This is a genomic window from Pectobacterium sp. PL64, assembly GCF_022477975.1.
GTDB lineage: Bacteria > Pseudomonadota > Gammaproteobacteria > Enterobacterales > Enterobacteriaceae > Pectobacterium > Pectobacterium jejuense.
Map to the genome: position 1 here is coordinate 4,498,457 of NZ_CP092070.1, position 13,407 is coordinate 4,511,863.

General features: G+C 52.9%; 13 protein-coding genes. 11 read left to right on the plus strand and 2 right to left on the minus strand.

Going from position 1 to position 13,407, the window contains the following annotated elements; genetic code table 11:
- The first annotated feature begins 19 nt into the window (after positions 1-19).
- The 6 genes from HP572_RS20240 to phoU all read left to right on the plus strand — a co-directional run bounded on the left by HP572_RS20240 (position 20) and on the right by phoU (position 6,313).
- The gene (locus tag HP572_RS20240; protein ID WP_240585789.1) at positions 20-1,447 is read left to right on the plus strand and encodes a DUF4026 domain-containing protein; all 1,428 of its coding nucleotides are present in this window, start codon (positions 20-22) and stop codon (positions 1,445-1,447) included.
- Between the two features lie 212 nt (positions 1,448-1,659).
- Positions 1,660-2,700, plus strand: coding sequence for a phosphate ABC transporter substrate-binding protein PstS (gene pstS / locus HP572_RS20245; RefSeq protein ID WP_240584156.1), 1,041 nt, complete (start codon positions 1,660-1,662; stop codon positions 2,698-2,700).
- 162 nt (positions 2,701-2,862) lie between these two features.
- Positions 2,863-3,822, plus strand: coding sequence for a phosphate ABC transporter permease PstC (pstC, locus tag HP572_RS20250; protein WP_010300064.1), 960 nt, complete (start codon positions 2,863-2,865; stop codon positions 3,820-3,822).
- Positions 3,822-4,709 (plus strand): phosphate ABC transporter permease PstA, encoded by an 888-nt coding sequence (gene pstA, locus HP572_RS20255; RefSeq protein ID WP_039475203.1) that lies wholly within the window; start codon positions 3,822-3,824, stop codon positions 4,707-4,709. The genes pstC and pstA overlap by 1 nt, the downstream gene beginning before the upstream one ends.
- Positions 4,710-4,795: 86 nt before the next feature.
- Positions 4,796-5,569 carry a phosphate ABC transporter ATP-binding protein PstB gene (pstB, locus tag HP572_RS20260; RefSeq protein ID WP_010681437.1) on the plus strand — a complete coding sequence of 258 codons (774 nt, stop codon included), beginning with the start codon at positions 4,796-4,798 and terminating at the stop codon, positions 5,567-5,569.
- Between the two features lie 12 nt (positions 5,570-5,581).
- Positions 5,582-6,313 (plus strand): phosphate signaling complex protein PhoU, encoded by a 732-nt coding sequence (phoU, locus tag HP572_RS20265; RefSeq protein WP_039275953.1) that lies wholly within the window; start codon positions 5,582-5,584, stop codon positions 6,311-6,313.
- A gap of 44 nt (positions 6,314-6,357) precedes the next feature.
- On the opposite strand, the gene HP572_RS20270 is transcribed toward phoU, so the two are convergent.
- Positions 6,358-6,924 (minus strand): helix-turn-helix domain-containing protein, encoded by a 567-nt coding sequence (locus HP572_RS20270; protein ID WP_240584157.1) that lies wholly within the window; start codon positions 6,922-6,924, stop codon positions 6,358-6,360.
- Between the two features lie 91 nt (positions 6,925-7,015).
- On the opposite strand from HP572_RS20270, the gene HP572_RS20275 reads away from it, so the two are divergent.
- From HP572_RS20275 to HP572_RS20290, 4 genes are all read left to right on the plus strand, one after another.
- Positions 7,016-8,200, plus strand: a complete 1,185-nt coding sequence (locus HP572_RS20275) for a benzoate/H(+) symporter BenE family transporter (RefSeq protein ID WP_240584158.1) — start codon at positions 7,016-7,018, stop codon at positions 8,198-8,200.
- A 127-nt stretch (positions 8,201-8,327) separates the two neighbouring features.
- Positions 8,328-9,164 (plus strand): ABC transporter substrate-binding protein, encoded by an 837-nt coding sequence (locus HP572_RS20280; RefSeq protein WP_240584159.1) that lies wholly within the window; start codon positions 8,328-8,330, stop codon positions 9,162-9,164.
- 279 nt (positions 9,165-9,443) lie between these two features.
- Positions 9,444-10,187 carry an amino acid ABC transporter permease gene (locus HP572_RS20285; protein WP_240584160.1) on the plus strand — a complete coding sequence of 248 codons (744 nt, stop codon included), beginning with the start codon at positions 9,444-9,446 and terminating at the stop codon, positions 10,185-10,187.
- 1 nt (position 10,188) lies between these two features.
- Positions 10,189-10,917 (plus strand): amino acid ABC transporter permease, encoded by a 729-nt coding sequence (locus tag HP572_RS20290; RefSeq protein ID WP_226307800.1) that lies wholly within the window; start codon positions 10,189-10,191, stop codon positions 10,915-10,917.
- Between the two features lie 188 nt (positions 10,918-11,105).
- On the opposite strand, the gene yieH is transcribed toward HP572_RS20290, so the two are convergent.
- Positions 11,106-11,777 carry a 6-phosphogluconate phosphatase gene (gene yieH / locus HP572_RS20295; protein WP_240584161.1) on the minus strand — a complete coding sequence of 224 codons (672 nt, stop codon included), beginning with the start codon at positions 11,775-11,777 and terminating at the stop codon, positions 11,106-11,108.
- A gap of 245 nt (positions 11,778-12,022) precedes the next feature.
- On the opposite strand from yieH, the gene HP572_RS20300 reads away from it, so the two are divergent.
- A complete protein-coding gene (locus HP572_RS20300) occupies positions 12,023-13,360 on the plus strand; it encodes an NCS2 family permease (protein WP_010302438.1) in 1,338 nt (445 codons plus the stop codon).
- The last annotated feature ends 47 nt before the right edge of the window (positions 13,361-13,407 follow it).

A 13,407-nucleotide genomic window follows, 5' to 3' on the forward strand; every position in this document is an offset into this window, starting at 1 on the left:
GAACGTTAACGGGTTCATGATGAATAACAAACAACAATACCTGGATATCGCTGAAGGGAAGGGTGAAAAAGCGCCTTCAACGATGGTGGCCTTTTCCTCACGAGAGATGAGCTACCCGCTGCTGGAAAGCTTGCTAGAGGCGCAGCCATTTTTCACCGATGGCGAAGTAAGCTATACCGAGCAGGGACAGGGCGGATTCTTTTATACCTGTCGTCATCACGATCGCGAGCTGACCTTTTATCTTGAGGTATCGGAGCGCGATCCCGAGAATAGCATCACGCCGATACATTCAACCGACCCGATTTCGCCCGAGCTGCTGGCGCAGGCGAATGCGGCGACGCAGGAAGTGATGGTTGAGTGTATTTTTGGGCCAAATCCTCTGGAAGACTACGTTCATCAGCTTCGTTTATTAAGCGCTGTGGTACCGGATTTTCTCCTGGGGATCGATATTTCCGCTGCTGGTAACGTGTTTACCCGTGAATGGCTGAATTTTCAGCTGGAAGATGATGTCCTGCCGGAAATTGAATCGCTGTATACCATTCATGCCGTGTACGATACCGAGAACGATCCGCCCACGACATTCTGGTTTCACTCACATGGTCTGGCGCGATGCGGCCTGACAGAGGCCGAATTAGTCATTCCCGAGACGCTCAGTTCATATTACGGCATCCCGGATTTATTCAGAAGTTTTGTCAATAATGCCATTCAAAATCAGCAGATTACTTTTAATGAGCCGATTCTGTGCGGGCAAACGGACAGCGGCTATGAATATCTGGTGGCGTTGCCGTTTGAAGAAGGGCTGCGGCATGTGAATCAATCCACGCCGATTGACCAACTGCGGCCTCTGGAAGGCATGCGCTACGATCTGGAAGGGACGCCGGAAGGCGTGTTTCTGGGCGATCGCGCCGATCGGGATGACGTGCATCAGGAGCCTTCCTGTATGCTGTTTCGTACCAACGAAGAAAACCCTGTACTGCAAACGTTCTTCAAAGGGTTTGATGAGCAGAATGCCATCATGTTCTGGCGCACGAATGCGGAAACGGCAGAAATGTCACGTAAGGCACTGCTGCGCTGGCGTTATTTCGTCAACATGTTTAAAAACTACCATGTGAGCGACGAGCCGGCTAAGCCGGGTTTTTTAGCTAAGCTACTAAAAAAAGCACCTAAACCTGTCGAAAGTGAATGGCGCTTTATGGTGAAGTTTGGCATTCCTCATGGCGAAGAGGGAGAAGAGCGTGAACACATGTGGTTTGTGCCCGAAAAAATCGACGACGCGGTCGTCACCGGGACATTAATCAATCATCCGTTCTACGTTGAGGATATGCAGGAAGGCGGTGTGTATTCTATTGATATATCGTGGGTAACCGATTGGGCGATTTATTATCAGGGCGATAGCTATAAGCCTGATACAATTTACAAACTGCTTAGCCATAGCCAGACTCACTGACCTCTTTCCTTCCCCAGTCAGAACGCCTGTTCTGGCTGGTGGCACCTGAATTTCCCTGCATTCTGCGCCATTGTCATAAAACTGTCATATTGCGTACATTTTACTGTCACCAAACTGTCCTATTTTTCCTCCTGCGAACTACACTCTGATTTGATAACTCTGATAGATAACGACGTTACGTCGACACGTTTGAGTATCCCACAGGAGGGATTATGAAACTGATGCGTACCACTCTTGCCAGTGTTGTTGCGGCAACCTTTTCTCTGACGGCATTTTCTGCTTTAGCTGCTGCTAACCTCACCGGTGCCGGTGCGACATTCCCTGCGCCTGTTTATGCCAAATGGGCTGACTCCTATCAAAAAGAAACCGGTAATAAAGTTAACTATCAAGGCATCGGTTCTTCTGGTGGTGTAAAACAGATTATCGCTAAAACAGTCGATTTCGGTGCTTCTGACGCGCCTCTGGCTGACGACAAATTAGCACAGGATGGTTTATTCCAGTTCCCAACCGTTATCGGTGGTGTGGTGCTGGCAGTGAACGTTCCTGGTATCAAATCTGGCGAATTGACGCTGGATGGTAAAACGCTGGGTGATATCTACCTGGGCAACATCAAAAAATGGAACGACCCAGCAATCACTAAACTGAACCCGAATGCCAAACTGCCGGATCAGGACATCGCTGTGGTTCGTCGTGCTGACGGTTCTGGTACCTCTTTCGTGTTCACCAGCTACCTGGCAAAAGTGAACCCAGAGTGGAAAGAGAAGATTGGTGCAGGTTCTACTGTGAACTGGCCAACCGGTCTGGGCGGTAAAGGTAACGATGGTATCGCGGCGTTCGTACAGCGTCTGCCTGGTTCTATCGGCTACGTAGAATACGCGTATGCCAAGCAGAACAACCTGGCTTACACCAAACTGATTTCTGCCGATGGCAAAGCGGTTAGCCCGACTGGCGCAAGCTTCAGCAACGCGGCTAAAGAGATCGACTGGAGCAAGTCTTTCGCTCAGGATCTGACTAACCAGAAAGGCGCTGATGCATGGCCGATCACTTCAACCACGTTCATTCTGGTTCACACCAAGCAGGATAAACCTGAGCAGGGCACTGAAGTGTTGAAATTCTTCGACTGGGCGTTCAAAAAAGGCGGCGAGCAAGCTGAAGCGCTGGATTACGCCACACTGCCAAAAGAAGTGGTTGAGCAAATCCGTGCTGCCTGGAAAACTCAGGTAAAAGACAGCAGCGGTAAAGCACTGTACTAATTATCGTATCGACACGTCGTGTTGATAACCAGAGCGTGATGAGGCTGTCAGGTTCTGGGAAATACGTAGTGGAATAACAAGTCGTATCGAGGCGGAGAGGTGATAGCAACCTCTCTGCCTTCAATAGCTTATCAAATGTAGTTAAAACGAGAAGAGAGACGTATGGCGGAGTACAAGCCAACTATCAAAGCCCCGGGAAAATATGGCGATATCCTCTTCAGCACGCTGGTAAAACTGGCGGCGCTGGTCACGCTACTGCTATTGGGTGGCATCATTGTTTCCCTGATTGTGGCGTCCTGGCCTAGCATCGAGAAGTTCGGTTTTGCCTTCTTGTGGACGAAAGAGTGGGATGCGCCCGCAGAGCAGTTTGGTGCACTGGTTCCGATTTACGGCACCATCGTTACCTCACTGATTGCACTGATTATTGCGATTCCGATTAGCTTCGGGATTGCGCTATTTCTGACAGAACTGGCACCAGCCTGGTTGAAGCGTCCGCTTGGCGTGGCGATTGAATTGCTGGCGGCCATACCGAGTATTGTTTACGGCATGTGGGGGCTGTTCATTTTCGCTCCGCTGTTTGCCAAATACTTCCAACAGCCGGTAGGCAATGTCCTGTCCGGCATTCCTATTGTTGGCTCGCTGTTCTCCGGCCCGGCATTCGGGATCGGTATTCTGGCGGCTGGCGTCATTCTGGCCATCATGATTATCCCGTACATTGCGGCGGTGATGCGTGACGTGTTTGAGCAAACGCCGGTGATGATGAAAGAGTCCGCTTACGGCATTGGCTGTACGACGTGGGAAGTCATCTGGCGCATTGTGCTGCCTTACACCAAAAACGGTGTAATCGGCGGGGTGATGTTGGGACTGGGACGTGCGTTAGGGGAAACCATGGCGGTGACCTTTATCATCGGTAACACCTACCAGCTCGACAGCGCGTCGCTGTATATGCCAGGCAACAGTATTACCTCTGCGCTGGCGAACGAATTCGCTGAAGCGGAATCCGGCCTGCACACGGCGGCACTGATGGAGCTGGGGCTGATTCTGTTTGTGATTACCTTTATTGTTCTGGCATGTTCAAAGCTGATGGTTATGCGTCTGGCTAAAAATGAGGGGGCGCGCTAATGGCTGCATTAGGCATAGAGCAAGACGCTGCTCTGGAGCGTTCGCGGCGTAAAATGCAGGCCTGGCGTCGCCAGAAAAACCGCATTGCGCTGTTCTTATCGATGTCCACGATGGTGTTCGGCCTGTTCTGGCTGGTCTGGATTCTGTTTTCGACCGTGACCCGAGGCGTGGATGGCATGTCTCTGGCGCTGTTTACCGAAATGACGCCGCCGCCTAATACGGCGGGTGGCGGGTTGGCGAATGCCATCGTCGGGAGCGGATTACTGATTCTGTGGGCAACGCTGCTGGGTACGCCGCTGGGGATTATGGCGGGCATCTATCTGGCGGAATACGGTCGTAAATCCTGGATCGCCGAAGTGATTCGTTTCATCAACGACATTTTGCTGTCAGCACCGTCGATTGTGGTGGGTCTGTTTGTTTACACGCTGGTGGTGGCAAAAATGCAGCACTTCTCCGGCTGGGCGGGCGTGATTGCGCTGGCGCTGCTGCAGGTGCCGATTGTGATTCGTACTACCGAGAACATGCTTAAACTGGTACCGGATAGCCTGCGTGAAGCGGCTTATGCGCTGGGTACGCCGAAATGGAAAATGATTTCTGCAATTACGCTGAAGGCCTCGGTATCGGGCATCATCACCGGGGTATTGCTGGCCATTGCGCGTATCGCTGGGGAAACCGCGCCGCTGCTGTTTACGTCGCTGTCGAATCAGTTCTGGAGCACGGATATGATGCATCCGATTGCTAACCTGCCGGTCACCATATTTAAGTTTGCCATGAGTCCGTTTGTGGAGTGGCAACAGCTGGCCTGGGCGGGTGTACTGCTGATTACGCTGTGTGTGCTGCTGCTGAATATTCTGGCGCGCGTTATTTTCTCTGCCAAGAAGCACTAATTCGCTAAGAAAGCGTCGTTTTCTGAGAAACATTAAATAAATTCAAGGTGCTGCTAGTCAGCGCCAGGAAAAAGAGAGAAGTCTTGATGAGTATGGCTACTGAGACATCCAACAAAATCCAGGTACGCGATCTGAATTTCTATTACGGAAAATTCCACGCGTTGAAAAACATTACGCTGGATATTGCCGCGAATCAGGTTACCGCGTTTATCGGCCCGTCCGGCTGTGGTAAATCCACGCTGCTGCGTACGCTGAACAAAATGTATCAGCTTTACCCGGAGCAGCGCGCCGAGGGCGACATCCTGCTGGATGGCAATAACATCCTGACAGATAAGCAAGATATCGCGCTGCTGCGCGCCAAAGTCGGCATGGTGTTCCAGAAACCTACGCCGTTCCCGATGTCCATTTACGACAACATCGCGTTTGGTGTGCGTCTGTTTGAAAAGCTGTCTCGTGCCGATATGGATGAGCGTGTCCAGTGGGCGTTGACTAAAGCGGCGCTGTGGCAAGAGACGAAAGATAAACTGCATCAGAGCGGCTATAGCCTGTCCGGTGGTCAACAGCAGCGTTTGTGTATTGCGCGCGGTATCGCGATTCGCCCGGATGTCTTGCTGCTGGATGAACCTTGCTCAGCCCTCGACCCGATTTCTACCGGCCGTATTGAAGAGCTGATCTCCGAGCTGAAAAAAGACTACACCGTGGTCATCGTGACGCACAACATGCAGCAGGCAGCGCGTTGTTCAGATCATACGGCGTTTATGTATTTGGGTGAGCTGATCGAGTTCAGCGATACTGATACCCTGTTTACTGCCCCACGGCAGAAACAGACTGAAGATTACATCACCGGCCGTTACGGTTGATTAGGAAGCATCATGGATAATCTGAATCTGAACAAACACATTTCCGGTCAGTTTAACGCCGAACTGGAACATATCCGCACGCAGGTCCTGACCATGGGCGGGCTGGTGGAGCAACAACTGAGTGACGCGATTACCGCGATGCATAATCAGGATGCGGAGCTGGCTCAGCAGGTTATTGAAGGCGATGCCAAAGTTAACCTGATGGAAGTGGCGATTGATGAAGCCTGCGTGCGCATTATTGCGAAGCGCCAGCCTACCGCCAGCGATCTGCGTCTGGTGATGGCGATCATCAAAACCATTTCCGAGCTGGAACGTATCGGTGACGTGGCGGATAAAATCTGTCGCACCGCGCTGGAGAAGTTCTCCCATCAGCATCAACCGCTGCTGGTGAGTCTGGAGTCATTAGGGCGCCACACCGTGCAGATGCTGCATGACGTGCTGGATGCGTTTGCCCGCATGGATCTGGACGAAGCGATTCGTATTTATCGCGAAGACAAAAAAGTGGATAAAGAGTACGAAGGGATTGTGCGTCAGCTGATGACCCACATGATGGAAGATCCTCGCACCATCCCAAGCGTACTGACGGCGTTGTTCTGCGCCCGTTCTATCGAGCGTATCGGTGACCGTTGCCAGAACATCTGTGAATTTATCTTCTATTTCGTCAAAGGCCAGGATTTCCGCCACCTCGGCGGCGATGCGCTGGAAAAACTGCTGGCGCAGAAAGATAAAAAAGCGGAAGAGTAAGCCCGTTCTTACGCTTATCGTGATAACGCTCTGCTTGCAGGGCGTTATTTTTTGTCAGGATAGTGAATCAAATCGTGGAAGCGTGCCGCGGTATCGGCAGGGTTGTGGTAGCGGTGTTCTCTGTCGGCGGCAAAGCGTAGAGCATCTCCGGCGGACAGCACATGCGTCTGCCCATCAACGGTAATCTCCGGTTGTCCCTCCAGCACAATAATATGCTCGATCACCCCGTTTTCATGCGCCGATGAGGTGCTGCTGGCACCCGCCGCCAGCTCAATAGCCAACATATCAAAACGCAGTTTTTCGTCGAATGGGAAGAGGGGAACCACGTGCATTCCCGCTTCGTTTTCCCTGAATGCCGAACCTGCTCCTGAGCGATAGGTCACGTCTTCATCCGCGAGCGTCGGTTCGATAAAGGTAGAGAACGCGACATTCATGCCGGTCGCTATTTTCCACAGCGTGGCGACCGTCGGGCTGGATTCACCGCGCTCGATCTGGCCGAGCATCGCTTTGCTCACCCCCGTCTCTTCTGCCGCCCGCGTGAGGCTCCAGCCTTTCTCTTGTCTTAACGTTTTCAAGGTATTGCCAATACGGCGGGTTAGCTTATCAGACATCAATATTGGCTCCTGCTTGTGCGTTATAGCGCACGCTGCTATGTTAACGCTTTCTGTGCGTTATAACGTACGACAAGAGTGAAGATATACCATGCCTGCGTCATTTGCGCTAAAAGATGTCACCTTTTCGACCCTCATCGCTGGTTTTGTTGCGGTGCTGGTGGGCTACACCAGCTCGGCCGCCATCATTTTTCAGGCAGCGGAAGCGGCGGGTGCCAGTGCGGTGCAGATCGGCGGCTGGTTAAGCATGCTGGGGATTGCCCAAGGGCTGGCGTCGATTAGCCTGTCGCTATACTACCGTGCGCCGATACTGGCAGCCTGGTCAACGCCGGGAGCTGCGCTGCTGGTTACCAGCCTGCCGGGTACGTCGATCAATGAGGCGATTGGCGTGTTCCTGTTTGCCTCCGCGCTTATCTTTATCTGCGGGATTACCGGTCTTTTTGCCCGCCTGATGAATGTGATTCCGCAGGCCATTTCTGCCGCGATGCTGGCTGGGATTTTGCTGCGCTTTGGTGCGGATGCCTTTCTTTCCCTGCAACAGGATTTCTGGCTGGCTTTTGCGATGTGCGTGACCTATTTGCTCAGCCGTCGGCTGCTGCCGCGTTTTGCCATTGTGCTGACGCTGCTTGCTGGCCTGCTGCTGGCCTTATTTCGTGGGCAAATTGCGGTTTCTGATTCGCCGCTGGTGTTCGCTGTGCCGGAATTCATTACGCCGCAATTTTCGTTGGCGTCTCTGCTGGGCGTCGGTATTCCATTTTTCATTGTCACGATGGCATCGCAGAACGCACCGGGCGTTGCCACGCTGAAAGCGGCGGGCTATCAGGTTCCCATATCACCGCTGATTACCATTACCGCATTAATCGCACTGATTTTGACGCCGTTCGGTGGTTTTTCCGTGTGTATCGCCGCGATTACTGCCGCGATCTGTATGGGGCCGGACGTGCATCCCGATCCCAAGAAACGCTATCTTGCCGCTGTCGCTGCTGGTGGGTTTTACCTGCTGGCGGGCGTTTTTGGTGGGTCTATCGGGCAGCTTTTCACGGCGCTACCACAGCCGCTGATTCACGCTATCGCCGGTTTGGCGCTACTCAGCACCATTTCAGGCAGTTTGTATCGCGCGTTGCTGGATGAAAAACAGCGCGATGCCGCGGTGGTTACTTTCCTGATTACCGCTTCCGGGCTGACGCTGTGGGGAATCGGCGCAGCGTTTTGGGGACTGATCGGGGGGATGATGACCTGGTTTATTCTTTCAGCATACGCTGACGAGGCGCGTTGAATCATCAGGATAATCTGCCAGAATACCGAAGTAACATAAGGTTATATTATAGCTATTTATGTTATTTCCCGCGTTTTCGCCCTGCTGATAGCCTGCGGTTAATACAGCAATAATTAAGGGGCAGGGAATGAAAAAGCAGATTTTGACAGTGACTTTATTGGCCGGGTTGGCTTCCGTTTCTGGTGCTGCACAGGCAGATAAATTAGATGATATTCAGAAGGCGGGCGTGGTGAAAATTGCCGTCTTCGACAGTAATCCGCCGTTTGGCTATGTCGATCCGCAGAGCAAAAAGCTGGTGGGTTATGACGTGGATATCGCCGAGGCGATTGGTAAGGCGCTGGGCGTAAAAGTTGAGCTGCGCGCAACTAATCCGGCTAACCGCATTCCGCTGTTAAGCTCGCAGAAAGTCGATCTGATCGCCGCAAACTTCACCATTACCGATGAGCGTGCCAAGCAGGTTAACTTTAGTATTCCTTACTTCGCTACCGGGCAGAAATTCATCGCCCGTAAAGGTGTGCTGAAAACGCCGGAAGACATCAAAACGCTGCGTATTGGCGCGGATAAAGGCACCGTGCAGGAAATTACCCTGCGCGAACATTACCCGACGGCCAAAGTGATTTCCTACGACGATACGCCGCTGGCCTTCGCCGCGCTGCGTAACGGCAACGTTCAGGCCATCACGCAGGATGATGCCAAACTGGTCGGCTTGCTGGCTAACGTGCCTGATGCCCAGAGGGCGGAGTTTGAAATCTCTCCGTTCAGCATTACCAAAGAGTATCAGGGCGTTGGGATCCCGAAAGGCGAAGAGCGTCTGACGGCGAAAATTAACGACACGCTGATTAATCTGGAAAAACAGGGTGAAGCGAAGACGATTTACGACCGCTGGTTCGGGCCGAGCACGAAATCATCCCAGCCGCGCGGCGATTTCACCTTTGCCCCGTTGGATCAACAACCTAAATCCTGATAGCTGACGCCTAGTGCTATGATCTCAGCCCTCTGCACCCAGAGGGCAGAGACCGTTGACAAACCTATTTGCAGAACGAAAACGGGAGTAACGGAATAGAAGAGTAAAGCGTTTGCGCCAGGGATGGCGCAATCCGAGCTTACATGGACGTACTTGCAGCGTCTTTACGATCTATCCGTTACTTCCGCTCGACAGACTTTGTCAGCAACTTCAGCCCTCTGCATTGCAGGGGGCGTTTCTATTTATACCTCGTAATAATGACAAAGAGAGATAAAACGCATGGATACGGCGCTGCAATCGCTTGAATCGTGGCTGTTGGCTCCTCAATACCTCATCTGGCTGTGGCACGGTTTCCTGATCACGCTGGGCATTTCCCTGAGTACGATCATTCTGTCTACGGTGCTGGGCTTTCTGTTGGCAGCGGCCAGAGACAGCCAGATTCGTGTGCTGCGCGGCGTTGTGGTGGCCTATAGCTCGCTATTTCGTAATACGCCGCTGCTGGTGCAGCTGTTTTTCTGGTATTTCGGTGCCGGGCAGCTTTTTCCCTCAGAGATGATGCAATGGCTGAACACCCCACATGCTCTTTCGCTGCTGGGCACGACGTTAGCGTGGCCTTCTTTTGAGTTTTTGGCGGGATTGGCCGGGCTGACGCTCTATTCCAGCGCGTTTATTGCGGAGGAAATCCGCTCCGGTGTCCGCGGTGTAGCACACGGGCAGAAGTACGCGGCGCATGCTCTGGGATTAACCGGCTGGCAATCCATGCGCTATGTGGTGCTGCCGCAGGCGCTAAAAATTGCCCTGCCGCCGCTGCTTGGGCAGTACATGAATATCGTTAAGAACTCGTCGTTGACGATGGCGATTGGCGTCGCTGAATTGTCCTACGCGTCGCGTCAGGTGGAGACGGAAACCTTGCGCACGTTTCAGGCGTTTGGCGTAGCGACGGTATTGTACATCGTGATTATTGCGGTGATGGAAGGCTGGGGCATGTGGCGTCAGCAGCGTAGTCTGGCGGAGAGACACTAAGATGGATTTTACCGTTATCACCGATAACATCGACTATTTGATGTGGGGCACGTTCCCGGATGGCCCGCTGGGTGGCGCGGCGCTGACGCTGGTGATGAGCCTGCTGGCGGGCGTAGCCTCTGCCATATTGGGTACGATTTTGGGCGTGGCGCTGGCAATGTCCCGGGGATGGTGGAGTGCGCTGTTGGCGATGGTGCTGGGGTTCTTCCGTGCGATTCCCGTCATCATGCTGATTTTCTGGACCTACTTCCTGCTGCCGATCGTTTTTGGCGTCGATATCCCTGAAATTACGACCGTGGTGTGTGCGCTGGCGTTGATCGCCTCGGCGTACCTGGCGCATGGCGTGAAGGCCGGTATTGTCGCTATTGGACGCGGTCAGTGGCAGGCTGGACTCTCATTGGGCTTAAGCCGCTGGCAGGTGTTGTGGCAGATTGTCCTGCCGCAGGCGTTGCGGATGATGGTGCCTTCCTTCATCAACCAGTGGATTTCCCTGATTAAAGACACCTCACTGGCCTACATTGTCGGCGTCGGCGAGCTGACGTTTCTTGCTACGCAGGTCAATAACCGCAGCATGGTCTACCCGATGGAGGTTTTCCTGTTTGTCGCGCTGGTCTACTTTGTGTTTTGTCTGTCGCTGGAACTGCTGGCTAACGGGGTTAATGCCCGTTTTAACCAGCAGGAAAAGCAGCCGAAACGGCGTCTGCTGTGGTGGCGGAATAAGCCAGCCTGACGCTGCAGATTGTCGACAAACTTATTTGCAGAACGAAAACGGGATTAACGGAATAGAAGAGTAAAGCGTTTGCGCCATGGATGGCGCAAGCCGAGCGTACAAGGATGTACTTGCAGCGTCTTTACGATCTATCCGTTACTCCCGCTCGGCGACCTTTGTCAGTAGCCTCAAACCAGCCTTTTTGTGGTTTATTCCTGCTCGGTGATATTCCAGCCTTTTTCGCGCCAGATTTGCGGGAGTTCGCGCATGTCGTCGAACATCGTGACCAGCGGATGATGGATTGGCTGGTTATGGGGATCGGCGCAGTAATAGAACACCGGAATACCCGCAGCGATGCCAGCCTGTACGCCAGCGGCGGAATCTTCAACCAGAATGCAGTGCTCGATGGGAAGCTGTAACTGCTCGGCGGCGTGATACAGCACCGCTGGATCGGGCTTCCATTTTTTCAGATCGTAGCCGCTGTAGAGATGGTCGCCAAACAGATCGAGCATATGCGTCAGGCCGAGCGAATGCTGCATCTTGCTGACCGGACCATTGGACACCACGGCCATCGGAACGGTGATGGACTGCACTAACTCACGCGCACCTTCGATAGGTTGCAGGAATTCATCGAACAGACGCTTCACCTCTTGCCGGAAATGACGCTCCGCATCGTCTACCGATACGGTTAAGCCATGCTGCTGGCTGATGCGGGCAATAATCTCGTACAGCTTCACGCCCTTGTAGGTTTTTATCACCTCCTCCAGCGATAAGTTCACCCCATACGGGACGAAGATATTCACATAAGCCTGGCAACACAGCACTTCGCTATCAACCAGCGTGCCATCACAGTCGAAGAAGACGCATTCAATACGGGGCATGACCAATCCTTATCGATGAAATAAAAGATGAAGCTCCTACTTTAACCAATTGACCCGATATTGCGACCTGCAAAGCCATTTTTAGCGCTATCTTGCGTAAAATTGGGGGGATTTAACCGAGAGAAAACGATGACGTTAATAGGTTGTTCTTATTCGATGAAAAAAAACGTGGGATCAACGTAAAAACACAGCGTTTTGTTATAGGATACCCGACGACAGTTATTCCCTTCTTTGGATTGTTACTAATGAATAAATCACAACCCGGTCTTGCTACCGAGCAAGGCCTGCTGGAGCGCGTGTTTAAACTTAAACAACACGGCACGACAGCACGTACGGAAACGATTGCCGGTTTCACGACGTTTTTGACGATGGTCTACATCGTTTTTGTTAACCCGCAGATTCTGGGTGTGGCGGGGATGGATACCAAAGCGGTCTTTGTGACCACCTGTCTGATTGCGGCATTCGGCAGCATTTTGATGGGGCTGTTGGCTAACCTGCCTGTGGCGCTGGCACCTGCAATGGGGCTGAATGCGTTTTTCGCTTTTGTCGTCGTCGGTGCGATGGGTCTGCCATGGCAGGTTGCGATGGGTGCTATTTTCTGGGGCGCAATCGGTTTCCTGTTGTTGACTATCTTCCAGATTCGCTATTGGATGATCGCCAATATCCCGCTTAGCCTGCGTTTGGGTATCGCCAGCGGTATCGGGTTGTTCATTGCCATGATGGGCCTGAAAAACGCCGGTATTATCGTTCCTAACCCTGAAACACTGGTGACGATTGGTAATTTGACGTCACACAGCGTGCTGCTGGGTGCGCTGGGCTTTTTCATTATTGTGGCGCTGGCTTCACGTAATATTCACGCCGCGGTACTGATCTCTATCGTGGTAACTACCTCGATTGGCCTGCTGCTGGGCGATGTGACGTATTCTGGCGTGTTCTCCATGCCGCCGAGCGTAATGTCGGTGGTGGGTCAGGTTGATCTGGCCGGGGCGCTGAACCTCGGGATGTCCGGCATTATCTTCTCCTTCATGCTGGTTAACCTGTTTGACTCCTCCGGTACGCTGATTGGCGTGACGGATAAAGCCGGTCTGGTTGATGCTCGCGGTAAATTCCCGCGCATGAAGCAGGCGCTGTATGTTGATAGCGTTAGCTCTGTGGCCGGTTCATTTATCGGGACGTCATCCGTTACCGCCTATATTGAAAGCTCTTCTGGCGTATCCGTGGGCGGACGTACCGGCCTGACGGCTGTGGTTGTGGGTCTGCTGTTCCTGCTGGTGATCTTCCTGTCGCCGTTGGCGGGGATGGTGCCTGCCTATGCGGCCGCTGGAGCACTGATTTACGTGGGCGTATTGATGACGTCCAGCCTGGCGCGCGTGAAGTGGGATGACTTGACGGAAGCCGTTCCGGCCTTTATTACCGCGGTGATGATGCCATTCAGCTTCTCTATTACTGAAGGGATCGCGCTGGGCTTCATTTCTTACTGCGTGATGAAGCTGGCGACGGGCCGCTGGCGTGAAATCAGCCCTTGCGTGGTCGTGGTTGCGCTGCTGTTCCTGCTGAAAATCGTGTTTATCGACGGGCATTAATATGTTCGTGGCTCCGGGGCTTTCCCGGAGCCTCAGCCTGCGACAAG

Coding starts and splice junctions, on each gene's coding strand:
- HP572_RS20240 (WP_240585789.1), top strand. CDS start 20: ATGAATAACAAACAACAATACCTGGATATCGCTGAAGGGAAGGGTGAA.
- pstS (WP_240584156.1), top strand. CDS start 1,660: ATGAAACTGATGCGTACCACTCTTGCCAGTGTTGTTGCGGCAACCTTT.
- pstC (WP_010300064.1), top strand. CDS start 2,863: ATGGCGGAGTACAAGCCAACTATCAAAGCCCCGGGAAAATATGGCGAT.
- pstA (WP_039475203.1), top strand. CDS start 3,822: ATGGCTGCATTAGGCATAGAGCAAGACGCTGCTCTGGAGCGTTCGCGG.
- pstB (WP_010681437.1), top strand. CDS start 4,796: ATGAGTATGGCTACTGAGACATCCAACAAAATCCAGGTACGCGATCTG.
- phoU (WP_039275953.1), top strand. CDS start 5,582: ATGGATAATCTGAATCTGAACAAACACATTTCCGGTCAGTTTAACGCC.
- HP572_RS20270 (WP_240584157.1), bottom strand. CDS start 6,924: ATGTCTGATAAGCTAACCCGCCGTATTGGCAATACCTTGAAAACGTTA.
- HP572_RS20275 (WP_240584158.1), top strand. CDS start 7,016: ATGCCTGCGTCATTTGCGCTAAAAGATGTCACCTTTTCGACCCTCATC.
- HP572_RS20280 (WP_240584159.1), top strand. CDS start 8,328: ATGAAAAAGCAGATTTTGACAGTGACTTTATTGGCCGGGTTGGCTTCC.
- HP572_RS20285 (WP_240584160.1), top strand. CDS start 9,444: ATGGATACGGCGCTGCAATCGCTTGAATCGTGGCTGTTGGCTCCTCAA.
- HP572_RS20290 (WP_226307800.1), top strand. CDS start 10,189: ATGGATTTTACCGTTATCACCGATAACATCGACTATTTGATGTGGGGC.
- yieH (WP_240584161.1), bottom strand. CDS start 11,777: ATGCCCCGTATTGAATGCGTCTTCTTCGACTGTGATGGCACGCTGGTT.
- HP572_RS20300 (WP_010302438.1), top strand. CDS start 12,023: ATGAATAAATCACAACCCGGTCTTGCTACCGAGCAAGGCCTGCTGGAG.